The sequence below is a fragment of the Dysgonomonas termitidis genome, from assembly GCF_054657735.1.
On sequence record NZ_BAAHYD010000001.1, the window covers coordinates 613,274 to 637,459 of the forward strand.

A 24,186-nucleotide genomic window follows, 5' to 3' on the forward strand; every position below is an offset into this window, starting at 1 on the left:
TTATGAAACCGGCAAAATTGGTTATACTCATATTCTCATTATTAACTTTACCCAATGGGGCTAAAGGAGGAGATATAGTTTCCACCCCCTCCGATGTACGTATCTATGAAGCCTATATAAAGCAGTTTGAAAAACAAAAGGATAAGCCCTTCGGAGAAATATTGATCAATACGGCCAAATACTTTCTGGGAAAGCCGTATGTGGCATATACGCTAGAGATACCGGATACAGAGAGAATGGTCGTTAACCTCAGGGAATTTGATTGCACCACCTTTGTCGAAAACTGTATCGCTCTGTCGCAAGTCACCAAATCCGGAGATTTTTCTTATAACAATTACCTGCGGACACTAATGACAATGCGTTACCGGGACGGAGAGGTCGCCGGTTATACATCACGCCTGCATTATACAAGCGATTGGATATATGAAAATGAGAAACATGGATTATTGAGAGATATCAGTTCAGAAACCGGTGGAGAAAAAGTAAAGAAGGACATCAACTTTATGACAACACATCCTCAACTATATAAGCATCTGAAAAACAATGCCCGGAATATTGAGGAACTGGATAAAATAGAAAAGGATATTTCGAAGAGAAATGCTTATGAAATACTACCGATAGCTGCAATCTATAACAATCAGCACAAAATAAGAACAGGGGATATAATCGTGTTTGCCACATCGGTCACGGGATTAGATTACTCACATATAGGGATTGCTTACTGGCAGAATAAAGAGTTGCATTTCATTCATGCATCAAGTAGCGCCAAACAGGTAGTAATAGAAAAGAAAACACTTCCGGATTATTGTAAGACCTCAAAAAGCTGTACAGGAATAACTATACTTCGCATTAATCAGAAATAAAAGACAACGATTATGGATAACAAAGGGATATTGTATAACATGGGAGGCTGGTCACAGTTTTTCTTCATCTTCTTCCTCTTCTTTTCGGGGTTGATGATGGCATCCTTCATTATCGTATTAATCATGCCGATGGATGAATTATTGGAGTCTGCACGCGCTATGCGGTTAGCTCAGGTTATACAGGCAGTCTTTATGTTTCTGATCCCTGCACTGGCCTATGCTTTTTTGTATCAGGGTAACGTTAAATCTTATTTGAACACCGATAAACATATAAATATACGCCTTTTGCTCTGCTCGGTTCTCCTCATCATTTCTATTCAACCGCTTATAAACTGCATCGGGTATTATAATCAGCAAATAATACTGCCTGAGTCCCTCAACTGGATGAAAGAGTACGAGGAGTCAGCCGAGAAATCGTTAAAGCTTTTATTCTCAAACAGATCAATCCCCTCCCTTATCTTCAATTTGCTGGTAATTGCAGTTATGGCAGGCCTGGCCGAAGAATTCTTCTTCAGGGGGTGCTTACAGCAGATAATGCAAAAGATTGTAAAAAACCAGCATTTTGCCATATGGATTACAGCGATTATCTTCAGTGCTATCCACTTTCAGTTTTACGGATTTGTCCCGAGAGTTTTGCTAGGCGCCTTATTGGGATACTTATTCGTATGGTCGGGAAGCATATGGGTTCCGGTTATTGTACACACAATACATAATGCGATAAATGTCGTACTTATTCATATATATTACGATACGCCGCAGGCCAATCAAATAGAAGATTTCCGCTTCGAAGAAAATACCTTGCTGGTATCAGTAAGCTTCGCCTTATCGGCTATAATAATATTTATGATATATAGAAGAGTGATAAATAAGCAAAAATCTGAGAACTAAATATTATCTTTGCAGTCTGTTTTACTTACACTATGGATAGTACGGATAGAAAAGAAGGATATGGTTACCTGATTGACTGGATAGTTCGTTTTGGCGACTTGTTCCTTATAAATATATTTTTTTTACTGGCGTATTTCATATTCCGCCAAGACGATGTTGTAACCGAAAGCCTCCACTACAGGGAGAAAATCATCGCATTCCTACTGATTAACCTGTGCTATTTCCTGACCTCGTCATTTGTCCGCTTTCACATAACCTCCAACGTCGTATATCTGGATAAAATAGTCCAACGCTCATCTGCCTTTATTACTCTCTATGCCGTGCTGGTTACTGCCGGATTTTCTATTTTCAATATAGTAAGCATTCCTATCATCCCGTGGATTGTAGGCTTTTTTATCATGGGAACCATCTTTATAAGCTGGCATGTATCATTCCGTCTTCTGCTAAAATCGTATAGAAAAAAGGGCTACAATTATAGACAGGTCATTATCATAGGAGCGGGAGCCAGCGCTATTAAGACATATGAATCACTTATTTTCAGCGAGTTCGGCTATAAGATCTTAGGATTTTTTGACAATGATATCTCTAAAAAGGATGTATTGCCTAATTATCTTGGAAAGATTTCCGACATAGAAGAATATATCAAGGAGGCCAAAGTAGACGAGATGTTCTGCACGCTATCGGGAAACCAGGACGAAATGGTCTATGATTTAGTAAGGCTCTGTGAAAAGAATATGATCCGCTTCCATCTCATACCCGAGTTCCACAAATACATGAGGAGGCGTTTTTCCCTCCATTTTATAGAATCTACTCCTGTACTGAGCCTTAGATACGAGCCTTTGCAGCACTTTACCAATAGATTTATAAAACGAGTTTTCGACATCATTTTCTCAGGCCTTGTATTAATACTTATCTTCCCTTTTGTATATATCATTTTCGGCGCTATTATCAAATGGTCTTCCCCCGGTCCGATATTCTTCAAACAGAAAAGAACAGGAATTAAAGGAGAAGAATTTTATTGCTATAAGTTCCGCTCAATGCGGTTAAATAAAGAAGCTAATAAAAAGCAGGCAACAGCAGGAGACCCGCGCATAACTAAAGTAGGCGCCTTCATGCGGAAGACCAGTATCGATGAACTACCCCAGTTTATCAACGTTTTCAAGAACGATATGTCTGTTGTGGGCCCTCGTCCGCACATGCTGCAACATACCGACCTATATAGCTCCCTCATAGATAAATTCATGGTCCGCCACCTGGTGAAGCCGGGTATCACCGGCTGGGCGCAGGTTACCGGATGCCGGGGTGAAACCAAAACTGTAGAGGAAATGGAAGAACGCGTAAAAAGAGACGTATGGTATCTCGAACACTGGACTTTCTTCCTAGACCTGAAGATAATCTACCTTACGGTCACGAACGTCTTCAAAGGAGACGAAAAAGCCTTTTAACACCGGGTCAATATATTCCTCTCGCGTTTAACGCATTTCTGTACCGTGCAGCATTCTTCTGATGCTCCGCATAGGTGTTAGCAAAATTATGACGTCCCGAGAAATCTTCCTTTGCACACATGTACAGGTAATCACTCTTTGTATAATTGAGCACACTGTCAATTCCCTTGATCGAAGGTATGCGGATCGGTCCCGGAGGCAAGCCTGTATGCATATATGTATTGTATGGAGAATCGGTCTCCAGGTGCTTGTTCAATATACGGCGCAAGCTGAAATCGCCCACCGCGAACTTCACTGTCGGATCTGCCTGTAATGCCTGACCCGAGCGGAGCCTGTTAAGATACAATCCTGCTACAACCGGGTACTCATCCGTAAAAGTACACTCCTCCTCAACTATAGAAGCCAACGTCGATACTTCGGCAGGAGATAGCCCCAACTCTTCAGCCTGTGCCACCCGCTTATTATTCCAAAAGTCATTATATTCGGTCTTCATCCGCTGAAAAAATTCATTGGAACTCGCATCCCAGTAAAACTGATATGTATTGGGAATAAACATGGCAACGATAGTTTCCGTGGTAAATCCGAGATCTTTACATTTTTCAGGATCATTTAGTGTCGCCAACAGATCCTCCTTGCCCAGCATCAACTGACCCGAGATACGTTCGGCAAAGTCTTCTTTGGTACGTATATTATTGAATTTCAAATTCAGGGGTGTCTGATGCCCGCTGCGCAGATGGCGCATAAGGTCAAGGATATTCATATCCGGCTTTACCGCATAACGACCTGTCTTTAAATTATCCTTATAATCCATAACTGATGCCAGTAGCTCAAAGTTGTTTATACTTTTTACTTTAGCGCTATCCTCCAGTTCTTTCAGTAATGCATCATAGTCCCTGCTCCCATCTATATAAAGATAGACAGTCTTATCTATGCCAAACCCTGTATTTATAATACTGTAGACATATGCGCCGGCTGCTATGGCTATAATAGCAATTATAATAAAGGCATATAAAATTTTCTTTTTCATTTCTTCTTTGTTCTTTTAGTCGTGAGATAGAAAGGTAACAAAATTAACAGAAAACAATTAATAATAAAGAATGAAGAATGAATATTCTTTTGTACAGTTCTTATATGAAAGTTGATACATATAATCACTAAACATCCGCTGGCGCGGACTTCCAGTCCATGTCTTGTTGATAGTGCAAAAATGTTTGCTACGCAACACACAGACTGGAAGTCCGCGCCAGCGGGGGGAAAAAGGTAACAAAAGTAACAGGAATCAATGTGCTAATTGACTAATATACCGATGTACCAATGGCGCGAAGCGACAAAACGTGTAACTCATAACTGCTCGCAGGGCACAGAAATAACATTCGCCGAAGCGAAGGCGAGGCAAACTCGTAACTAATTTTACAGTTATCAGTTAACAATCCTTTCTTGCAAACCGCATTTCTCCCGGTGTATCTGCGTGTCTTTCCTGCGAGCTTCAGAGTCCTCGTTTTTTTATTTCTGCTTCTCATATTCTTTCGTTGATTATCTGTATAATGTTAAAAAGTAACAAAGGTAACAGTTTTTTCAGTCAACAGTTAGCAGTCAACATCTTGTATCTCGTATCTTGTTTACTTGTAACTCGTAACTGCTTTAATCAATACGTCAAAGAACTAACAGCTATATATAGATAAAGAAATTCACGTTTTATAAAGAAATTATAATTATTTCCGGGAATTTCGGATATTTTACATTCCTTTAAATTAACTGGCTAAGGGAATGCGCTTATTTTTTCGTAATTTTGTATCCATTTTTTTGAAGAGATTATGTCAGAAGAGAAAAATATATTTATAAAGGGCGCGCGGGTTAACAATCTAAAAAACATTGATGTAGAAATACCCCGCAACAAATTTGTAGTAATTACAGGACTATCCGGTTCGGGAAAGTCTTCGCTCGCATTCGATACGCTCTATGCAGAAGGCCAGCGCCGCTATGTGGAAAGCCTGTCGTCATATGCCCGTCAGTTCCTCGGCCGTATGAATAAGCCTGAGAGTGACTATATCAAAGGCATTCCGCCGGCGATTGCTATCGAGCAACGGGTAAGCGCCCGTAATCCGCGTTCCACGGTAGGTACCTCGACCGAGATATATGAATACCTGCGGTTGCTTTTTGCCCGTATCGGCAAGACCATTTCCCCCGTATCGGGACAGGAAGTGAAGAAGCATCAGGTGAGCGATATTGTAGAAAAGATGAAGTCGTATCCGGAAGAAACAAGGCTTGCCATTCTGACTAAAATAATTCTCCGCGATGGCAGGTCTTTGAATGAACAGCTGGAAATCTTACAGAAGGAGGGTTTTTCGAGAGTAGAGACAGCCGGTAAATTCGAACGGATTGAGGATATTCTTGCATCCAAGACCAAATATAAAGCGGACGAATTACTTCTGCTTATCGACCGCCTTACCTGCGATAAGGACGCGGCCAACATCAGCCGTTTCTCGGAATCCATAGAAACCGCTTTCTTCGAAGGAGAGAGTGATTGTGTGATCCGTTTCTATATAGGGGATAAAGTTGAGAGTTTCGACTTTTCGAGACACTTCGAGGCCGATGGCATCCAGTTTGAAGAACCGTCCGACCTGATGTTCAGTTTCAACAGTCCGGTGGGTGCCTGCCCGGTTTGTGAAGGCTTCGGCCGTGTGATGGGGATAGATGAAGACCTTGTGGTTCCCAATAAAAGCCTGTCGGTATATGAAGACGCCGTAGTCTGCTGGAAAGGCGAGAAAATGAGCGAATGGAAGATAGAGTTTATCCATGCCGCCGGTAAATATAATTTCCCTGTTCATCGCCCTTATTTCGAATTATCGGATAGCGAGAGGGATTTACTCTGGCATGGTGCGAGAGGCTTGCACGGCATAGACGATTTCTTCAAAATGGTGGAGGAAAACCAGTATAAGATACAATACCGTGTAATGCTTGCCCGCTACCGGGGAAAAACGACTTGCCCGGCTTGCAAAGGTTCGCGCCTGAAACCCCAGGCATTGTATGTAAAAGTAGGCGGCAAGACCATTGCCGACCTCGTATTGATGCCTATATCCGAGCTGAAAGTATTCTTTGATTCCCTCGATTTGAATGAAACAGATGCAGCTATCGCTAAGCGCCTGTTAACCGATATAAATATCCGTATCCTGTATCTTATGAATGTTGGGTTGGGATACCTTACATTAAATCGTTTATCGAACTCGCTTTCTGGAGGAGAGAGTCAGCGTATCAATCTGGCTACATCGTTGGGAAGCAGCCTTGTGGGTTCTCTTTATATACTGGATGAGCCGAGTATAGGGTTGCACTCTCGTGATACCGATTTGTTAATTAAGGTATTGCAGGAACTCAAGTCGATAGGGAATACCGTTGTTGTGGTAGAGCACGACGAAGAGATAATACGTGCAGCCGACTATATAATCGACATAGGCCCCAAAGCCGGCCGTTTAGGCGGTGAAATCGTATATCAGGGGGATATGGCAGGCCTGCAGAAGCATACCGAAAGCTATACTGTCCGCTATCTGAATGGAGAAGAAAAGATAGATGTTCCCAAAGTAAGGCGCAAATGGAATAACTTCATAGAGATAAAAGGCGCACGGCAGAACAATCTGAAAAATATCGACGTGAAATTCCCGCTAAATGTGATGACCGTGGTAACGGGTGTCAGCGGTTCGGGAAAATCCTCACTGGTATGTGACGTGTTCTATACCGCCCTTGAGCGTCATTATAAAGGGAAGGGAGACCAGATAGTGCAATACAACGGGCTCGAAGGTGACCTGAAGCTGATAAAGGATATAGAGATGGTAGATCAGAACCCTATCGGCAGGTCGTCCCGCTCCAATCCTGTAACTTATATAAAAGCCTACGATGAAATCCGTAAATTGTTTGCCGACCAGCCACTGGCCAAACAATTACATTTTACTCCGGCCTTCTTCTCCTTCAACGTAGAGGGCGGAAGATGCGAAGAATGCGCGGGAGAAGGTAAGATACTTGTAGAAATGCAGTTTATGGCCGATGTGCTACTCGAATGCGAGGCCTGCAAAGGAAAGCGTTTCAAACAGGATGTATTGGATGTACAATACAGAGGGGCAAGTATCCACGATGTACTGGAAATGACAATAGATCAGGCTATCGAGTTCTTTGAAGAAGGAAAAGGCAGCACCGAAAAGAAAATCGTAAAACGCCTGAAGCCATTGCAGGATGTAGGACTTGGATATGTGAAGCTGGGACAATCGTCCTCGTCCCTGTCCGGTGGGGAAAACCAGCGTGTAAAACTGGCGTTCCACCTTGTGGACGAAAAACCGGAGCCTACTCTTTTTATATTCGATGAGCCTACTACAGGATTACATTTCCATGATATAAAAACCCTGTTGAAAGCGTTCGATTCGCTGATAAAAAGGGGGCATACCATCGTTATCATCGAGCATAATATGGATGTTATCAAATGCGCCGATCATATTATCGATATAGGTCCCGAAGGGGGAAAGGAGGGTGGCTATGTGGTCTGTGAAGGTACTCCTGAGAAGATTGCCAAATGTGAGAAGTCATATACAGGAAAATTCCTGAAAGAAAAACTTTAAACAGTATCCAATAATAACTCGTATAACCTGAACCATTTCAGGTGTTCGTAACCCAGTTGTAAATCGACCGTGGCTATATATGTATAGCCCAGTTTTTCATATAATGATATGGCTGCTGTATTGTTAACAGAAACATCCAACCGGATTGATTTCATTTTCAGCTGAATTGCATATTCCTTTGCAAAAGTCATAAGCTTAAACGCCACACCTTTTTGCATAAAATGTGGATGCACCACTAGAGTGTGTACTACAAATACATTTTTGTAATCCGCAGATATCTTCCAGTCAGCTTCTTCATAGGCGGTTTCCGGCTTATGGTTCAGAATGATACTGCCGGCTATCCTGCCGGCGGTTTTCAAAATAAACAGGCTATCGTCTTCAATACCGTCAAGCGCTGTCTGCCGTATAGGGTAAATATGCTTGATCCAACCGGGATAATTAATATTGGATTCCAGATAATCATTCAAATCATTGTATAGATCTTCCAGTTCATCTATATCGTTTATTGTCCCTTTTTCTATAATCATGTGCCTTTTCAACTTTAAAATCCACGTTGCCTCATAGCCTCAAACGTGAGAACAGCAGTGGAAACGGAGACATTCAGCGAGTCTATTTTTCCTCGCATCGGTATTTTTATCCTTGCGTCCGCGTTGGTGAGCCAGAAATCAGTCAGTCCGTCCGCTTCCGTACCCATTATTATAGCCGACGGAATAGAAAAGTCCGTATCCTGATACCATTGCGAAGCCTGCAATTCGGCGGCAAACGATTTTATTTTCTTATCCCGGAGGAAATCCAAAGCTTCCCGCGAAGAACACACTGCCGTTTGTACGGTGAAAAGGCAGCCTACACTGGAACGTATAGCATTGGGGTTGTACAGGTCGGTAGCAGGATCACAGATGATTACAGCATCAGCCTGCGCCGCGTCCGCCGTACGGAGTATCGCCCCCAGGTTACCGGGTTTCTCTACCGCTTCGAGTATGATAATAAAAGGGTTTTCCGATAGTTTCAAATTGTTTAAAGTATGGTTTTTCGGTCTGGCAAGGGTCAGTAGTCCGTCCGAACCTTCACGATATGCAATTTTTTCGAATACGGCTTCCGATACTTCAAACAGTTTGTTTTCACCGATAGAATCGAGAACTTCCGGATAATCCGTCTTCCGGAATAATTCCGGGCAGACATATACCGAATTTATCTCATAATCAGCCGTCATGGCAAGGCTCAATTCCCTTGCGCCCTCTATCAGAAAGAGGTTTTGCTCTTTACGCTCTTTGCTCTTGGCGAGTTTTACAATATTCTTTATCCTCGGATTTTGCAGGCTGGTTATTTTTTCCATTTATTTCTTATATCCTTTTCATTTTTAACCGGGTTGCCATAAAAGGCAAAGACAAAAATAACAACTAAGGCGGTTATTTTGTACCTTTGTGCCGGAAAAATCAAAATTAAGGAGATTTATGAGATATATGTGGATACTTTCAATCGGTATTCTATCTATGATAAGTTGTAGCTCGAAGGGGCAGAGCGACGAAGAAAAGCCAGCGGCCGAAGTAAGGAAATATAGCCGTTTTAACGGGAATTACAATAGAACATTTGCCGATTTGCAGGATGTCCAGATTGAAGCCGCCATCGCAAACGGAGTAGGGCCTCTGGTTTCCAGAGCGGATACTGCCTTGTATGAAGGACAATTAGTACGCATACCGAGCGAACTGGATATATACAAGGTGGATAAGCTGAAACACTCGATGCCTTTCCTTGTACCGAAAGCGGCAACCCTGCTGTCGGATATCTGCCTTAATTTCAGGGATTCGCTTATCAGCAAGAAAATGGTCTTATATAAGCCGATTGTTACCAGTATTACACGTACGGATGACGATGTAAAAGGGCTCTCAAGACGTAACAGGAATACGAGCGACAACTCGACACACCGCTATGCCACGACATTCGATATTGCCTGGACACGCTTCGAGAAGGTAAATCCATCAGATCCGCGTACTCTCGACGATGGCAGGCTAAAAGCCGTACTGGGACAGGTCCTCCACGACCTGCGGCAACGCGACAGATGTTATGTGAAGCACGAAAGAAAACAGTCTTGTTTTCATATAACGGTAAGATAAAAAAGTTTTTAGCTGTTAGCTAGAAAATAATCAAGAAAGCTAATAGCTAAAGGCTATCGGCTAAAAGCTAAGATGAAACGTTACTTCATATATTTATCATACAACGGGGAGAAGTATTGTGGATGGCAGATACAGCCCAATGGTGTATCGGTGCAGGAAACAATAGAAAAAGCTTTGTCCACCCTGCTGCGTGTTCCGGTATCCATTGTGGGCGCCGGGCGTACCGATGCGGGTGTACATGCCCGTATGATGGCAGCGCATTTCGACAGCGAACAGGAAATTACGGATCTGCTATTGCTGGCTAATAAACTGAACAGCCTGTTGCCAAAAGATATTGCCATACAAAAAATAGTAGAAGTAAAGCCGGATGCCCACGCCCGTTTCGATGCTGAATCGAGGCTGTACAGATATTATATTACAACCGATAAAGATCCCTTTCTGCATCATCTGAAATATAAGATATACGGAAATCCGGATATAGAAGCAATGAATGCCTGCGCAAAGGTATTATTCGATTACGAGGATTTTACCAGCTTCAGCAAGCTGCATACCGATGTAAAAACGAATAACTGCACGATTATGCTTGCCCGGTGGGAACAGGCCGGGAACGATTATATATTCACCATCAAGGCAAACCGTTTTTTGCGTAATATGGTACGTTCCATCGTGGGAACACTGCTTGAAGCCGGATGGGGAAAGATAACCACAGATGATTTCCGGCGCATTATTGAAGCTAAAGACAGGTGTAAAGCCGGGACTTCCGTTCCGGGACATGCCCTCTTTCTGGAAGAAATAGAATATAATAACGATATATTTAACAACGATGAGGATATCTAACCTTTTAAGTGGCAGAACACTGCGTAGATTTATGGAGAGTGAGAAGTCGGGAGGACTTACTCTCATCGTATGCACATTAATATCGATACTGCTGGCCAACTCCAGTATAGGGGAAGGATATCGCGGTGTATGGGATTTTCATGCAGGCAGCCATACTGTCGCAGAATGGATAAACGACGGATTGATGGCTATTTTCTTCCTTTTGGTAGGATTGGAGCTGATCCAGGAAATTTATGAAGGTGAGTTGTCGAATATAAAAAGGGCCATGCTGCCTATTTCGGGGGCATTGGGAGGGATGTTAATTCCCGCGGCAATATATATGTTCCTCAACTTCGGAACGGATACACACGCCGGATTTGGCATACCTATGGCAACGGATATTGCTTTTGCTCTTGGCGTACTGTCTTTGCTTGGCAACCGCGTACCCGTTTCGCTGAAAGTGTTTCTTACCGCTCTGGCAGTTATCGACGATTTGGGCGCTATTATCGTTATCGCTATATTTTACACAACGTCACTGGCGTGGGTGTATCTGATTATCGCATTGGGCATGTTTGTGTTATTGCTCACCCTGAATAAGAAATTCAATGTAACCAATCTTATCCCTTATCTTATAGGCGGTGTCATTATGTGGTATTGTATGCTTCACTCGGGTGTGCATGCGACTATTGCAGGGGTATTGCTCGCCATAACAATCCCGTTCAGAAGAGGAGACGCGAAATGCTTGTCCAACAGGATGCAGCATGCTTTACACTATCCGGTCGCCTTTATTGTATTGCCGATATTCGCTTTGGCGAATACAGCCATGGTAATAGAGGGTAACTGGGACCAGTCGGTAGGAGAGCCGTTCGCAATGGGTATCCTCTTGGGTCTTATTGTCGGCAAGCCTTTAGGTATAACGTTATTCAGCTTTATCTCGGTCAAAACAGGCTTATGCGCGCTTCCCAGAGGTGTGAACTGGAAAGCATTGCTGGGAGCAGGTATGCTGGGCGGTATAGGATTCACGATGTCTATCTTTATTACTTTACTGGCATTCAAAGGAAATGCGCACTATATCAATGAGTCGAAACTGATGATATTACTGGCGTCTCTGGCATCGGGAATTATTGGTTATGCATGGCTGGGTAATGTGCTGAAAAGAAGTAGATAAGTTACAAGTAGACGAGTTACAAGTTGGGTAAAGCCGTAAATAAAATTTAGAGTGCACCGGCAACTTGTAACCCTTATAGTATATTAAAAAAATATGTGGTTAGCGCTTGCGTTCGTTTCGGCATTCTTCCTCGGATGCTATGATATATGTAAAAAGAAGTCGGTTGACAGGAATGCTGTCATACCTGTACTGTTTCTCAATACGCTGTTCTGCTCCCTGCTGCTCTTGCCCCTTGTCCTTATATCCAAAGTTTCGCCCGATACATTAAGTGGTACGATAGGATACGTACCATCCGTCTCTCTTGAAACCCACGGGTATATCTTTATAAAATCGATCATTGTCCTCACCTCATGGATATTCGGATATTTTGCCATAAAACACCTGCCCCTGACCATTACAGGCCCGATTAATGCCACCCGCCCCGTAATGACATTGCTGGGCGCGCTGTTTATATTCGGTGAGCGTTTGAACTTATCCCAGTGGATAGGGGTAATTATAACCATTGTCTCCTTCTTCCTGCTCTCCCTTTCGGGCAAAAAGGAAGGGATCAGTTTTCATAAGAATAAATGGATATTCTTTATGGTTCTGGCTGCTGTTGCCGGAGCTGTAAGCGGTCTTTACGATAAGTTCCTGATGCAGCAGTTCAGTTCTACGGCCGTTCAGTATTGGTTCAATACATACCAGTGCCTGCTGATGCTGATAGTCCTCCTTATGCTGTGGTATCCTAAACGGGAGAAAACGACTCCGTTCAAGTGGAAATGGAGTATAATCCTGGTATCTGTATTCCTTACCATTGCCGACTTTGTCTATTTCTATGCATTGACAGACTCCGATGCCATGATCTCGATCGTATCCATGGTAAGGCGCAGTAGTGTACTGGTGTCATTTGCCGGAGGAGTACTGTTCTTCCATGAAAAAAACTTAAAAGGGAAAGCTATAGACCTCGTTTTAATAATTGTAGCAATGTTTTTCCTATATTTGGGGACGAAATAAGTCAGTTCGCAGTGAACAGTAAACAGTTCGCAATATACATCTAATGTAAATAAATAAGCAGAATGAAAAAAATAGTATTCACGATAGCCTTTATTATAACGAGCGTAATCTCTCTTCCGGCGCAGGAAATAAGCAGTATATTCCTTACCATGCCCGAAAATATTATCTTCGGACTGGAGGCTGCCCAGAAGGATTTGCTTGTTTCCAATCCGGGCGATACAACAGAAATAAAGGTTGACAGGGAGACATACGGAGAAGTAAAGAGGCTGGCCATGTCGTCCGATTTCATTTCACTACAGACCTCGGAAGCGGGTACAACACAGATAAAGCTGCTACCGTTGATAAACGATTCCAAGATCGTATGTGTTATAAAAACCGTATGTGGAAAAGATAGCCTTTGCGATAGCCAGATACAGTTCTATACAACGAAATGGCTGCCGATCAATCAGGGAGACCTGTTTCCGAAAAGAGATAAAAACTGGTTTATAAAAGCGGATGCAGACCGGGATACTCAAGATTTTAAGAATGCTTATGCGGCTCTGGATATGAATCCCATGAAGATCACCTTGTCTCCTGCCGATAATTCTTTGACACTGGTATATGAAATTGAAAAGTATCTGTCGGAAGAAGATTATAAGAAGATAGAACCGTATCTGACAGAGGAGCCTAAGATATTTAATTGGGATAAGTCGTCGTATAAATAGAAAGCGGCTAACGAAGAAGCATTTAATAAAGAGGGCGGATATATCAAAATATCTGCCCTCTTTATTTGTAATCCGGAATACTTATCACTCATTTCCCGCCACGATATCCTCATACTCAGGATGGCGCTGTATATATGCTTTTGTATAAGGGCAGATTGGGCGTACCTTATAGCCGTTGTCCCGGATATAATCGAGTAATATCCTGGTCAGAGCGCCTGCAATACCCCGCCCTTCCAGTTGAGGGGGAACTTCGGTATGTGTCACCAGAAAAACATTATCCCTCTTTCTGTAATCTACAAGAGACAAGAGGCCTTCCACTTCTGTTTCGAAGCGGCTTTTTTCTTCGTTATGTATGATGTTATATTCCATGACTATAATTTTTTATAATTACATATATTGCTGACCGATTGCAGCCAACGGATTAATTTCCTCCGAAGCTGAAGCTTACAGGTATATACATCGGTGATGCCACAGGAGTATTGCCGATCATAAATGTCGGTTTGAGCTGTAGTGATACATTCGATTTCTTAGAACCGATACCCAGAAAGTTTTTGGCAATCTCTGTTACAGCGTCTTTCGAATTATTCTTCATCAATGTAGCCAGATCGACACCGATAGTAAGCGGCAATGTCTGGGTCTGTCCCGAGGCAATATTCAGGGTCTGGTTTATAGAACCGGTGGTAAACTGAATGTCATCCACGCTGATAATATATTGCAGGCCATGCAACAATGCAGCCGATTCGTTCGGGTTCTTCACATTCACGTTCAATGTAAAATTGAGCGGGATGGAAGTCGCGGTCCCCGATAGAATGGATGTTATCTTAGGGATGGATGTTACGGATAAGCCATTGGAAAGATTCATTCCGGATATGGTTAACCCCGTAATCGACTTATAACTGTATTCACAGTTTATCAGGTTATAAGTACTTCTTAATCCCTGTTGAACGCTGTCGCAACCAACCAGTGTAGTTACAACTAATAATAATGTTAAAATTCTCTTCTTCATTCTGATAAATTATTTAGTTTGTGTATCCTGATATGTTATTTTATCGTTACCATTGTAGCCCCGTATCCGTATTCACGGAAAGAAGCATCCTGATAATAAACCGATTTATAATTTGAATTCAATTCCTTTAGTACCGCATTTTTGAGAACGCCGTCCCCCTTACCATGGATAAAGACTATTTTCTGGCCTTTGTTCCGCTTGTTTTCATCCATCACTTCCCTGAACTTTTTCAACTGATACTCCAGAATATCGCCTGATGATAAACCGTTTGTATCATCTAAAAGTTCATCGGCATGCAGATCTATTTCGAGGATAGCGCTTTTTTCTTTCTTCACTATCGGTTGTATGCGCGGACGACCTTCTTTCTGTTTCATGGCCGTTTCTATTTCCACGGCCGAAATGACAAGTTCTTTTTCCGCAAGGTCACGGCGGGCTATCGGGTATATAATTGCTTCGTCTTCGAAATAGTCGTTTTCTCTGAAACTATGGAGTTTGTAAAACTTCACCGTATCTATGTGTACTTCCACCGAATATGCGTTCTTGAGGGCGAAAGGCTTTTCCTTCTTATAGGCAAAGAACTGGAGGCAGATACGCTCTATGTCATTCAGTTCCATTTTATCGAATTCCTCGATGAACAGCTTTGTATTCGGCTCTATCACGCCTGCATTCCTGCTTACCCATCCGTTGTCACTCCTGCTCATATAATTGAAAGACAGATAGTAATTACTGTCATTTATAAGGTAACATTCAAAAGCCGTTGCGCTCAGATTTTTTATATCTACAGGCAGGTAAGCAAGGAAGACCGATAATTGCTCTCCCTCTTTTGTCTCTTCCGTTTTATAATCCTCATATTTTTCTTCAACCTTGCCTATTACAGCTTTTTGCTGAACTTCAGCCGTTGGTTTGGATGTTTGTCTTACCTGTGCATCATTGGCAGGCTCTATGACCACGCATTCGCGTATCAGCACGGGAATATCGAAGCCCTCATCGTCCTCTACCAGAACTATGTCTTTTCCCTGAAACCCTTTTACCACACCGCCTCCCGTTGTGTTTAGAAAGCGGACTTTATCTCCTGTTTTCATAAATCTAAATTATTCAATTTCATTGGTCTTTTTACATACGCTTCGCTCCTGTGAGCGTTGGTTGTCATGACTCGGCATAATCAAACTAAATTTTGTTCCTGCTCTCGCTATTCTAAAACGTTCTTTTTTAAGCTCTCTTCCGGCTTTTTTATTCACGCAAAGTTGCTTATTTTTGTCGGATAAAAAAAATGAAAGTGGAAGTATCAGTTTTCCGGGATATACGAATTAACGATTACGATTACGTTTTACCCGACAGCCGCATCGCAAAGTACCCTCTGGTTAAACGGGACGAATCAAAACTTCTTGTATACAAGGAAGGAAAAATATCAGACACCCGTTTCAGTAATCTGCCGGAGTATTTAGCAAACAATAGCCTGATGATCTTTAATAACACAAAAGTAATTCAGGCGCGGTTGCATTTTCAGAAAATAACGGGCGCGCAAATTGAGATTTTCTGCTTGGAGCCTCATAGCCCCAATGATTATCAATTAAACTTCCAACAGGCACAGCGATGTTCATGGGTTTGCCTGGTGGGTAATCTGAAAAAGTGGAAAGAGGGAGATCTGGTAAAAGAATTGGCTGTAAATGGTGCGCCTGTGATATTCAAAGCCCGCAGGATACAGACAAACGGAGACTCTCATATCATAGAATTTGAGTGGGACAATACCGGTGTTACATTCTCCGAATTGCTTGAAGTAGCCGGGGAATTACCTATTCCACCGTATCTGAACAGGGATACGGAAGAACAGGATAAAGAGACGTATCAGACCATTTATTCGAAGATAGACGGGTCGGTAGCCGCTCCTACGGCTGGATTGCATTTTACGCCCGAAGTCTTCGGGTCATTGGGTAAGGCCGGGGTAAGAACGGCGGAGGTAACGCTTCACGTGGGTGCGGGGACTTTCCGCCCTGTAAAAACAGAGGAGGTAAAAGACCATGTGATGCATTCCGAGTTTATCTCGGTGAAAAGGGATGTAATAGAGCAGCTGTTGAATCATAAAGGAAAGATAATTGCTGTGGGGACAACCTCTGTACGCACGCTCGAAAGCCTGTATTACATTGGTGAACTGCTGGAGAAAGATAATTCGTCCGGAGAGTTGAAAGTAACGCAATGGCAGCCCTATAAAGCCTATACTGAAAAAATACTTTCCGTAAAGGAATCCTTAACCAATATCCTGACATATCTGGATAAAAATAACCTGACATCACTTATTGCCGAAACACAAATTATTATAGCACCGGGATATATTTATAAGATCGTTGACGGAATAATTACGAATTTCCATCAGCCAAAAAGTACGCTGCTTTTGCTGGTGTCGGCATTTACCGGCGGAGATAACTGGAAGGCTATTTACAAACATGCACTGGATAATGACTACCGCTTTTTAAGTTATGGCGACAGTTCATTATTACTAAAAGAATAAGTAATACTAATGGAACTATCGGTAATACAAAGCAAGATATACGAGATACGAGGCTGTAAAGTGATGCTGGATTTTGATTTGGCAGAGATGTACAAAGTACCTACAAAAGCGCTTAAACAAGCTGTAAAGAGAAATACAAATCGTTTCCCTTAGATTTTATGTTTGAATTAACAAAAGAAGAATGGAAAGAACTGGTAACAAATTGTGACCAGATACCCGAAGCCATGAAACACAGCTACATCCCGCCGTTTGCTTTTACCGAACACGGCGTAACAATGTTATCCAGTGTGTTAAGAAGCAATGTAGCTGTTAATATAAGTATTCAGATCGTCAGGGCCTTTGTTACTGTACGCCAACTATTAACTAATCCCCCTGTTAATGAAAGCAAGCAATTACAGGATGAAGTAAAAGAACTAAAAGCATATATTGAGGAAGTCTTTGCCGACTATAACGATATGCATGAAGATACACGGATGCAACTCGATCTTATCAATGAAACATTGGCTGAACTTCAAACCCGGCACAAACATATAAATAGGCCTCGCAAACCGGTAGGATATATCAAGCCGGAAGAGTAATCCCTCATGCAGACTTATTGTTTACACGCGGCACTCCTGTAGCCATTGATTGTCAACTAGTTATAAGCTATAAGGCACAGAGTAATGAATTTTATTAACCAAATCAGAACGGATACCCTATCCCGAAGTGCCATGCCATATTATTCAATCTTGGCTTGAAAAGGATAAAACGATCAGACTGGTCCCTGCCCGGATCGTAGGCCTTCATACCCGCGTCGAAACGAAGAAGCAGAAAGCTTAAATCCAGTCGCAAACCGATTCCATAGGATACTCCAATTTCTTTATAGAACGATTTGAAATTGAATTGACCACCCGGTTGTTCCTCATAGTCGATTAATGTCCATATATTTCCGGCATCGATGAATTGGGCAAATTCGAAAAGGTCTGTTACCTTCATCCTGTTTTCAATACTAAGTTCGAGCTTCATATCTCCGGCCTGATTCACAAAATCGCTGCTGCCCTGTCGTTTATATGAACCGGGACCCAACGAACGGGTACTCCAACCCCTTACACTATTCGCCCCTCCTGAAAAGAATCGCCGTTCGAAAGGCAGTATTCCGGAATTACCATAAGGCTGTGCAAGCCCCAGCCCCAGATGATAAGCCATAGAGTGTTTTTTAGAAAAATAGAAGGTATGGGCATAATCTACACTTCCTTTTACATACTCTGCATATGCCACGCCTAATATCATCTTTTCTCCGAACTCATTCTCCTTTGCCCCGCCTATTGTTGTCGCCAGACGCGGTAAAGCGCCAGCTACCTCTACAGACATCCGCAATGAATAGGTAGGATACAGACCGGTGAAGCGGCGTCCGTTTACCAAGGTGACCGTATAGGCGGTACGTGCCACCAGCTTATCGCTATAACTCTCTCTCAACAAGACATTATTAGTAGAATCGAGATAATTCTCCTGAAAATAGTCTGATACCCATGGCATACGGATATAGTTTACATCGAGTAAGTCCAGACCATGACGAAGCCTGTTCTTATATGTATTCCAACTATAGTTTACACCTAAGTTGAAAAACTGGCGGGTATATTCCTGCCTGTGCTGATTGTTCAACCCGACCGTGAAACGGGTACTGGCAGACGGTTGCTCCCTCCAGCTCTTCTTCAACCAGGGGAAAAGAAACTGAGGAAAAGTAAGCCCTGTCTCTATCCCGTACTCATAGAAGTTGCTGTTCATCACATCCCCGCTCTTGTCTCCGGCAATAAATTCATAAGCACCTTTCAGTTTGATGCTCAATTGCTCCGACCCGTTAAACAAATTCTGATGCTGGTATGAAACACTTGGTGCAATACCTATATCCCCGGCAGTATTGGTCCCATCCAGTCCGGCTTTGAACCAGTGAGCATTCGCAGGAAGCAGTATGATCGTAGCATCAAGCAGGTGTGTACTGTCTTCGGGTGAGGGCTGGGTAGTAATATTCACCTGCTTTATAGCCTCCATATTCGTATAAGCTTCGTATGTACGGGTTATATTATAATCGGAATAATATGCACCTTTCTTCAGGTAGTTATTACGCAACACAGCGGAGTTTCGCAGGAACTTATTTCTGCCACGTATTATCTTAGTCCCATAATAATCCGTCGTATCGGCATTCCGGTAAAACCAGCGGTTCGTATTTATCTGTCCTCCGGAGCCCGATATATTATCAACAGAATTGATCCCTGAAATGATCGTAATATTATTCAGTTTGTAGCGGGGATAAGGCAAGCTGTCCTTATTCGGATAAATATCGAGATATAAATCCACCTCATGCGAATTAAGCGTAGTATCGGCCCGGAAATATACATACTCTTTCGAGAAAGTTGAATAACCCACATTACGCATGATGGTGTTTATCCGCAGCCGCTCTTCTTCCAGCATGCCCATATCGAACATATCACCTTTTTTGAGCAATGGTTCGATAGGTATCTTTCCCATAATCCGCGCCATTGCCGTATCTCCTATCTGGTGTGTATAGTTACGGACACGGTATGGGATACCTCCTTTCAGGTTATAAGTAACTGAAATCTTTTTCCCTTTCACTCTCAGGATAGTATCCGCTTCGGCATTCAGATAGCCCTGATTATTCAGTTGCTTCTTCAACTGATTTTGCGACATGATTGTTTGCGATGCGCTATACAATACCGGGGCCTGTCCCAGCTTCTGTATAGTCCGGTTTATCCACTTGCTCGTATCCTGCCCGGCCATATTATATATACCCAGACGGACTTTTCCAAGCAAAGGGAGACTGGTATTGGGTTGCTGGCGGACGAAATCTTCCAAATCTGCCGTAGCGTTTTTAGTATCATGCTTGATCTGATAACTATCCAATAGATAGCGCCCTTCCGGAATGTTTTTGTTGGTACTACATGCCGCAAGTATAAATACGAAAGATATAACTGCTAGTTTTCTCATCAAGAATATTAACGTTTTACAAATATACAATGTTTTTGTTAACTCTTGATATAACGCTTTTCCCGGTCTATTATTTAATAAACTATCTGAATTATACCGGAATAAATATTTTACTTATCCTATTTTACATTTTCCTGAGAAAAAGTCAGGATATAGCCGTTACAGTCCTCAATTGCGAAATCGGTAGAGCCATAGAATGTCTCATGCATTTCTTTCGCGATAGTAGCCTTTCCATTGAGTGTTTCGTACAGCCCATGGATATCCGATACATGAATATAAAAGGTCAATCCCCCACCCTGCGGAAATTTTGCAAGCTGTGGATATTCTTCTTTCAGGCTGCTTTCTTCCTGAAACATAAACATGACATTTCCGGATTGTACGATTGCAAAGACCAGATCGTTCCCCGATTCGGGAACAGCGCCAACGAGTTTGAAACCGAGTATTGTTATATAAAAATCAACTGTCTGACGAACATTCCTGACCATCAGGTTTGGAGTAGAGTCATTTAATATCATATCTCTGGCTTTAAGTTTATATATCTGAAAATGACTACCAAAAGTAAAGAATATAGACCGTAATATTTGTGTAAAAAAGCGACAATCTTAAAGTTCCGAAGGTAAAGAGCCTGAAAGCCGTTTAAACTCTTTTATCAGATGGGCATGATCGTAATAACCGCAGTCGACCGCCAGATCAAAAAGACTCCGATTGGCCCCCGACTTCAAAAGCCGGTGGGTATTCCTGAATTTGACAATACGGCTGAATGCTTTTGGAGAGATTCCTATATCGGCCAGGAACCTGCGTTCAAATTGCCGTTTACTCAGACAGGCCTGTTCTGCAATAAGCGGTATCGGAGTATTTCCCTTGCCTTGTTTTATCAGCGATACGGCATAATTAATCCTTTCATCCAATACATACAGCTTCGGAAGCCTGCTTAATAAATAGTTATCGACAGAAGAAACAATATCTGTTGTGCTCCTTTCCCAAGGGATATCTTCACCGAAAGACTTATCAAATACCGATTCCGTAGAAAAAAGTTCTACCTGCGAATCAGTAAATTCGTTTATAGGCACACGAGTAAAAGCCGTTATTCCTCCCGGTTTGAAGCGAATCCCTATAAACCTGACCTCTCCCAGATACGTTATTTCCAGAAAAGTAGTCATAGTGCCCACAATATGAGGGAGAGGCTGCCGGTGTAACGAAAATATGATATCGGCACAACCATCAGGCAATACACGCCGCCTGACCTCTTTCTCAGTAAAATCCGTTGACGACCAGTAGGTTTCGACATACCGGCTCAGAAACGGATGTGGTAGATATTCAATGTACATTTCCTTGCTTTATATGACTAATTTTGGAAGAGATAAAGATAAATGGAAATGTTCAACAACGAGCTAAAAAGTTAAGAATACTCATATTTGAACCATAAATCTGGAAAAAGCAATACCTTTGTGGCTGATTATGAAAGAATACCGACTGACTGACTGGCAACCGACCACCAAAAAAGAAGTGGAACTCAGGGGATGGGACGAACTGGATGTTATCCTGTTCTCGGGAGATGTATATATAGACCACCCGTCTTTTGGAGCGGCAGTCATAGGACGCATGCTCGAAGCCGAAGGACTGAAGGTAGCCATTGTACCGCAGCCGAACTGGCGGGACGACCTGCGCGATTTCAAAAAATTAGGTAAACCCCGCCTTTTCTTCGGGGTAACAGCCGGAGCAATGGACTCGATGATAAACCACTATACGGCTAACAAGCGCCTGCGCTCCGACGATGCCTATACTCCTGATGGAAAGGCAGGGATGCGCCCCGACAGGGCCTCCATTGTCTATTGCAATATTCTGAAAGAGTTTTTTCCCGATGTACCTGTATTATTAGGAGGAATAGAGGCATCCTTACGCAGGGTAACGCACTACGATTACTGGGATGATAAATTATATAAATCTATACTTATCGACTCAAAAGCGGATCTGCTGGTATATGGCATGGGTGAGAATCCATTGAAAAAGATAGTTTCGGAGCTCAAGAACGGCAAATCTCTCGATGAATTGAGAGATATACCACAAACGGCATATCTATGTGCTAAAAACGCTTTAAAACAGTGGCACGATGGAACGGATATCTATCTGGCTTCACATGAAGAGTGCCTTGCCGATAAACTTAAACAAGCGGGCAATTTCCGCATTGTAGAAGAGCAATCGAATATGATGAATGCTTCGCGCATTATACAGATATACGATGAAAAGGCGGTAATAATCAATCCTCCCTACCCTCCCATGTCTGAGAAAGAGATAGATGCCTCGTTCGATCTGCCATATACCCGCCTGCCCCATCCGAAATACAAAGGAAAAACCATCCCGGCTTTTGAAATGATAAGATTTTCGGTAAATATGCACCGGGGATGTTTCGGTGGATGCGCCTTTTGTACCATTTCGGCGCATCAGGGTAAATTCATCGCCTCCCGTTCGAAAAAATCGATATTGAACGAAGTAAAACAAATCACGGAAATGCCCGATTTCAAGGGTTATTTAAGTGATCTGGGAGGCCCTTCGGCAAATATGTATAAAATGAAAGGCAGGGATGAAAACATTTGTGCTAAATGCAAACGGCCGTCGTGTATTCATCCGAAGATATGCAGGAACCTCGATGTAGACCATTCACACCTTTTGGATATTTATAAAGCCGTGGATTCGCTGCCGAAAATCAAGAAATCATTTATCGGCAGTGGAGTACGCTATGATATGTTATTACACCGGAATGACGATGACCGGTTAAACAAAATATCCGACAAATACACGAAGGAACTGATATTAAATCACGTCTCCGGCAGGCTGAAAGTAGCTCCGGAACATACATCCGACAAGGTGCTTAATTGTATGCGCAAACCAAGTTTCTCGCAGTTCCATACATTTAAGAGAATATTCGATAAGATCAATTCCGAAAACGGATTAAAACAGCAGCTTATCCCTTATTTTATATCATCCCATCCGGCTTGTACAGAAATAGATATGGCAGAATTAGCCTCCGAAACAAAGCCTTTAGGCTTTAAACTGGAACAGGTTCAGGACTTTACACCTTCGCCAATGACAGTGGCTACTGAAATTTATTATACCGGTTATCATCCCTATACGCTCGAAAAAGTATATACGGCACGAACCAAAGAACAGAAACTGGCTCAGCGTCAATACTTTTTCTGGTACGACAAAAACTATAGACCTCAGATTATCAAGTCATTAAAAAAATTGAAAAGAGAAGATCTATTGAAGAAGCTATCCGTTTATTAAGGGGATATTAACAGATAAAAACCTGAATATTAAACATTTAATTCATACAAAATCATATGATTACACTTGAAGTTTGTGCCAATTCAACACAGTCGGCTATAAATGGACAAAAAGGAGGAGCGATCAGAGTTGAACTATGTGATAATCTGAGTGAAGGAGGGACTACCCCTTCCCTATCACAGATAGAAAAAACGAGACAACTAATTAATATTCAATTAAATGTACTCATACGGCCACGTGAGGGAGACTTTCTGTACAGTGATTTAGAGTTTGAAATAATGAAACAAGACATTCATCATTGCGGACAAGCCAAATGTGACGGTGTTGTATTCGGAATATTAAACCCGGACGGCAGCATTGATAAAAAACGAAATCGCGAACTGGTAGAAATTGCGCACAAATATAATATGAGTACTACTTTCCACCGGGCTTTTGACAGGTGCAATGATTTGTCCAATTCGTTGGAAGATATTATAGAACTGGGATGTGACCGCATACTTACATCAGGCGGGATGGAATCTGCTCCCGAAGGAAAAGAGATATTAAAGAAATTAATCGGTCAGGCAGACCAAAGGATAATAATCATGCCCGGAGGAGGCATCACGGAAAACAATGTTTCCGGACTGGTCAACGCTACCGGCTTAACAGAATTTCATGGCTCGTTCCGAAGCAGGTATAATGGAGGGATGCAATACAAATCACCTGTTTTTACAAACGAGGAAGAAGAATACAGCATGCTTCTGACCGATCCCGAAAAAGTTAAACAGGCAATAGAAAATGCCAATAATATTTAAATAGCCATCATATCTAAAGCAGCG

At 42.4% G+C, this 24,186-nt stretch carries 21 protein-coding genes and 2 pseudogenes; 14 read left to right on the top strand and 9 right to left on the bottom strand.

Features of this window, described 5'->3' with window-relative positions; genetic code table 11:
* The first annotated feature begins 2 nt into the window (after positions 1–2).
* From ACYQ3L_RS02420 to ACYQ3L_RS02430, 3 genes are read left to right on the top strand one after another with little or no spacing between them, the layout of a single operon-like run.
* Positions 3–863, top strand: coding sequence for an N-acetylmuramoyl-L-alanine amidase-like domain-containing protein (locus tag ACYQ3L_RS02420; protein ID WP_379996645.1), 861 nt, complete (start codon positions 3–5; stop codon positions 861–863).
* A gap of 12 nt (positions 864–875) precedes the next feature.
* Positions 876–1,751: a CPBP family intramembrane glutamic endopeptidase gene (locus ACYQ3L_RS02425; RefSeq protein WP_379996642.1), complete on the top strand. Its 876-nt coding sequence runs from the start codon at positions 876–878 to the stop codon at positions 1,749–1,751.
* A 32-nt stretch (positions 1,752–1,783) separates the two neighbouring features.
* Positions 1,784–3,196 carry an undecaprenyl-phosphate glucose phosphotransferase gene (locus tag ACYQ3L_RS02430; protein WP_379996640.1) on the top strand — a complete coding sequence of 471 codons (1,413 nt, stop codon included), beginning with the start codon at positions 1,784–1,786 and terminating at the stop codon, positions 3,194–3,196.
* Positions 3,197–3,203: 7 nt separating this feature from the next.
* Here ACYQ3L_RS02430 and mltG read toward each other — a convergent pair whose 3' ends face one another.
* The gene (mltG, locus tag ACYQ3L_RS02435; RefSeq protein ID WP_379996638.1) at positions 3,204–4,223 is read right to left on the bottom strand and encodes an endolytic transglycosylase MltG; all 1,020 of its coding nucleotides are present in this window, start codon (positions 4,221–4,223) and stop codon (positions 3,204–3,206) included.
* 787 nt (positions 4,224–5,010) lie between these two features.
* Here mltG and uvrA point away from each other — a divergent pair.
* Complete coding sequence (gene uvrA / locus ACYQ3L_RS02440) at positions 5,011–7,797, top strand: excinuclease ABC subunit UvrA (RefSeq protein ID WP_379996635.1); 2,787 nt, start codon at positions 5,011–5,013, stop codon at positions 7,795–7,797.
* On the opposite strand, the gene ACYQ3L_RS02445 is transcribed toward uvrA, so the two are convergent.
* Both ACYQ3L_RS02445 and ACYQ3L_RS02450 read right to left on the bottom strand, forming a co-directional pair.
* The gene (locus ACYQ3L_RS02445; RefSeq protein ID WP_379996633.1) at positions 7,794–8,324 is read right to left on the bottom strand and encodes a GNAT family N-acetyltransferase; all 531 of its coding nucleotides are present in this window, start codon (positions 8,322–8,324) and stop codon (positions 7,794–7,796) included. The genes uvrA and ACYQ3L_RS02445 overlap by 4 nt on opposite strands.
* A gap of 14 nt (positions 8,325–8,338) precedes the next feature.
* Positions 8,339–9,130: a TrmH family RNA methyltransferase gene (locus tag ACYQ3L_RS02450; RefSeq protein WP_379996631.1), complete on the bottom strand. Its 792-nt coding sequence runs from the start codon at positions 9,128–9,130 to the stop codon at positions 8,339–8,341.
* A 118-nt stretch (positions 9,131–9,248) separates the two neighbouring features.
* Here ACYQ3L_RS02450 and ACYQ3L_RS02455 point away from each other — a divergent pair, with 118 nt between their 5' ends.
* From ACYQ3L_RS02455 to ACYQ3L_RS02475, 5 genes are all read left to right on the top strand, one after another.
* Positions 9,249–9,908 (top strand): DUF5715 family protein, encoded by a 660-nt coding sequence (locus ACYQ3L_RS02455; RefSeq protein ID WP_379996629.1) that lies wholly within the window; start codon positions 9,249–9,251, stop codon positions 9,906–9,908.
* A 72-nt stretch (positions 9,909–9,980) separates the two neighbouring features.
* Complete coding sequence (truA, locus tag ACYQ3L_RS02460) at positions 9,981–10,745, top strand: tRNA pseudouridine(38-40) synthase TruA (protein WP_379996627.1); 765 nt, start codon at positions 9,981–9,983, stop codon at positions 10,743–10,745.
* Positions 10,732–11,892: a Na+/H+ antiporter NhaA gene (nhaA, locus tag ACYQ3L_RS02465; protein WP_379996625.1), complete on the top strand. Its 1,161-nt coding sequence runs from the start codon at positions 10,732–10,734 to the stop codon at positions 11,890–11,892. The genes truA and nhaA overlap by 14 nt, the downstream gene beginning before the upstream one ends.
* Before the next feature lie 93 nt (positions 11,893–11,985).
* Entirely contained in the window at positions 11,986–12,885 is a 900-nt protein-coding gene (locus tag ACYQ3L_RS02470; RefSeq protein ID WP_379996623.1) for an EamA family transporter, read from the top strand.
* A gap of 62 nt (positions 12,886–12,947) precedes the next feature.
* Positions 12,948–13,589: a DUF3256 family protein gene (locus tag ACYQ3L_RS02475; protein ID WP_379996621.1), complete on the top strand. Its 642-nt coding sequence runs from the start codon at positions 12,948–12,950 to the stop codon at positions 13,587–13,589.
* An 84-nt stretch (positions 13,590–13,673) separates the two neighbouring features.
* Here the strand turns inward: ACYQ3L_RS02475 and ACYQ3L_RS02480 are convergent, their stop codons facing one another.
* Genes ACYQ3L_RS02480 through ACYQ3L_RS02490 form a run of 3 tightly spaced genes read right to left on the bottom strand, consistent with a single transcriptional unit; the run spans position 13,674 to position 15,677 of the window.
* A complete protein-coding gene (locus ACYQ3L_RS02480) occupies positions 13,674–13,958 on the bottom strand; it encodes a GNAT family N-acetyltransferase (RefSeq protein WP_379996619.1) in 285 nt (94 codons plus the stop codon).
* A gap of 52 nt (positions 13,959–14,010) precedes the next feature.
* The gene (locus ACYQ3L_RS02485; protein ID WP_379996617.1) at positions 14,011–14,595 is read right to left on the bottom strand and encodes an LEA type 2 family protein; all 585 of its coding nucleotides are present in this window, start codon (positions 14,593–14,595) and stop codon (positions 14,011–14,013) included.
* Positions 14,596–14,630: 35 nt separating this feature from the next.
* Positions 14,631–15,677: a DUF2027 domain-containing protein gene (locus ACYQ3L_RS02490; protein WP_379996615.1), complete on the bottom strand. Its 1,047-nt coding sequence runs from the start codon at positions 15,675–15,677 to the stop codon at positions 14,631–14,633.
* A 188-nt stretch (positions 15,678–15,865) separates the two neighbouring features.
* Here ACYQ3L_RS02490 and ACYQ3L_RS02495 point away from each other — a divergent pair, with 188 nt between their 5' ends.
* From ACYQ3L_RS02495 to ACYQ3L_RS02505, 3 genes and pseudogenes are all read left to right on the top strand, one after another.
* Entirely contained in the window at positions 15,866–17,101 is a 1,236-nt protein-coding gene (locus ACYQ3L_RS02495) for an S-adenosylmethionine:tRNA ribosyltransferase-isomerase (protein ID WP_379996613.1), read from the top strand.
* Between the two features lie 87 nt (positions 17,102–17,188).
* A pseudogene (locus ACYQ3L_RS02500) lies at positions 17,189–17,331 on the top strand (ORF6N domain-containing protein); the annotation flags it as partial.
* 15 nt (positions 17,332–17,346) lie between these two features.
* Positions 17,347–17,458: pseudogene (locus ACYQ3L_RS02505) on the top strand (ORF6N domain-containing protein); the annotation flags it as partial.
* Between the two features lie 324 nt (positions 17,459–17,782).
* On the opposite strand, the gene tamL reads toward ACYQ3L_RS02505, so the two are convergent.
* The 3 genes from tamL to ACYQ3L_RS02520 all read right to left on the bottom strand — a co-directional run bounded on the left by tamL (position 17,783) and on the right by ACYQ3L_RS02520 (position 21,411).
* Positions 17,783–20,083 (bottom strand): translocation and assembly module lipoprotein TamL, encoded by a 2,301-nt coding sequence (tamL, locus tag ACYQ3L_RS02510; RefSeq protein WP_379996611.1) that lies wholly within the window; start codon positions 20,081–20,083, stop codon positions 17,783–17,785.
* 119 nt (positions 20,084–20,202) lie between these two features.
* A complete protein-coding gene (locus ACYQ3L_RS02515) occupies positions 20,203–20,598 on the bottom strand; it encodes a VOC family protein (RefSeq protein WP_379996609.1) in 396 nt (131 codons plus the stop codon).
* A gap of 87 nt (positions 20,599–20,685) precedes the next feature.
* Entirely contained in the window at positions 20,686–21,411 is a 726-nt protein-coding gene (locus tag ACYQ3L_RS02520) for an AraC family transcriptional regulator (RefSeq protein WP_379996607.1), read from the bottom strand.
* Between the two features lie 130 nt (positions 21,412–21,541).
* Here ACYQ3L_RS02520 and ACYQ3L_RS02525 point away from each other — a divergent pair, with 130 nt between their 5' ends.
* Both ACYQ3L_RS02525 and ACYQ3L_RS02530 read left to right on the top strand, forming a co-directional pair.
* Positions 21,542–23,368, top strand: coding sequence for a YgiQ family radical SAM protein (locus ACYQ3L_RS02525; RefSeq protein ID WP_379996605.1), 1,827 nt, complete (start codon positions 21,542–21,544; stop codon positions 23,366–23,368).
* Between the two features lie 56 nt (positions 23,369–23,424).
* Complete coding sequence (locus tag ACYQ3L_RS02530) at positions 23,425–24,162, top strand: copper homeostasis protein CutC (RefSeq protein ID WP_379996603.1); 738 nt, start codon at positions 23,425–23,427, stop codon at positions 24,160–24,162.
* The last annotated feature ends 24 nt before the right edge of the window (positions 24,163–24,186 follow it).

What these genes read in the sequence shown, in the direction of transcription:
- ACYQ3L_RS02420 (WP_379996645.1), top strand. Translation starts at nt 3, where the DNA reads ATGAAACCGGCAAAATTGGTTATACTCATATTCTCATTATTAACTTTA.
- ACYQ3L_RS02425 (WP_379996642.1), top strand. Translation starts at nt 876, where the DNA reads ATGGATAACAAAGGGATATTGTATAACATGGGAGGCTGGTCACAGTTT.
- ACYQ3L_RS02430 (WP_379996640.1), top strand. Translation starts at nt 1,784, where the DNA reads ATGGATAGTACGGATAGAAAAGAAGGATATGGTTACCTGATTGACTGG.
- mltG (WP_379996638.1), bottom strand. Translation starts at nt 4,223, where the DNA reads ATGAAAAAGAAAATTTTATATGCCTTTATTATAATTGCTATTATAGCC.
- uvrA (WP_379996635.1), top strand. Translation starts at nt 5,011, where the DNA reads ATGTCAGAAGAGAAAAATATATTTATAAAGGGCGCGCGGGTTAACAAT.
- ACYQ3L_RS02445 (WP_379996633.1), bottom strand. Translation starts at nt 8,324, where the DNA reads ATGATTATAGAAAAAGGGACAATAAACGATATAGATGAACTGGAAGAT.
- ACYQ3L_RS02450 (WP_379996631.1), bottom strand. Translation starts at nt 9,130, where the DNA reads ATGGAAAAAATAACCAGCCTGCAAAATCCGAGGATAAAGAATATTGTA.
- ACYQ3L_RS02455 (WP_379996629.1), top strand. Translation starts at nt 9,249, where the DNA reads ATGAGATATATGTGGATACTTTCAATCGGTATTCTATCTATGATAAGT.
- truA (WP_379996627.1), top strand. Translation starts at nt 9,981, where the DNA reads ATGAAACGTTACTTCATATATTTATCATACAACGGGGAGAAGTATTGT.
- nhaA (WP_379996625.1), top strand. Translation starts at nt 10,732, where the DNA reads ATGAGGATATCTAACCTTTTAAGTGGCAGAACACTGCGTAGATTTATG.
- ACYQ3L_RS02470 (WP_379996623.1), top strand. Translation starts at nt 11,986, where the DNA reads ATGTGGTTAGCGCTTGCGTTCGTTTCGGCATTCTTCCTCGGATGCTAT.
- ACYQ3L_RS02475 (WP_379996621.1), top strand. Translation starts at nt 12,948, where the DNA reads ATGAAAAAAATAGTATTCACGATAGCCTTTATTATAACGAGCGTAATC.
- ACYQ3L_RS02480 (WP_379996619.1), bottom strand. Translation starts at nt 13,958, where the DNA reads ATGGAATATAACATCATACATAACGAAGAAAAAAGCCGCTTCGAAACA.
- ACYQ3L_RS02485 (WP_379996617.1), bottom strand. Translation starts at nt 14,595, where the DNA reads ATGAAGAAGAGAATTTTAACATTATTATTAGTTGTAACTACACTGGTT.
- ACYQ3L_RS02490 (WP_379996615.1), bottom strand. Translation starts at nt 15,677, where the DNA reads ATGAAAACAGGAGATAAAGTCCGCTTTCTAAACACAACGGGAGGCGGT.
- ACYQ3L_RS02495 (WP_379996613.1), top strand. Translation starts at nt 15,866, where the DNA reads ATGAAAGTGGAAGTATCAGTTTTCCGGGATATACGAATTAACGATTAC.
- tamL (WP_379996611.1), bottom strand. Translation starts at nt 20,083, where the DNA reads ATGAGAAAACTAGCAGTTATATCTTTCGTATTTATACTTGCGGCATGT.
- ACYQ3L_RS02515 (WP_379996609.1), bottom strand. Translation starts at nt 20,598, where the DNA reads ATGATATTAAATGACTCTACTCCAAACCTGATGGTCAGGAATGTTCGT.
- ACYQ3L_RS02520 (WP_379996607.1), bottom strand. Translation starts at nt 21,411, where the DNA reads ATGTACATTGAATATCTACCACATCCGTTTCTGAGCCGGTATGTCGAA.
- ACYQ3L_RS02525 (WP_379996605.1), top strand. Translation starts at nt 21,542, where the DNA reads ATGAAAGAATACCGACTGACTGACTGGCAACCGACCACCAAAAAAGAA.
- ACYQ3L_RS02530 (WP_379996603.1), top strand. Translation starts at nt 23,425, where the DNA reads ATGATTACACTTGAAGTTTGTGCCAATTCAACACAGTCGGCTATAAAT.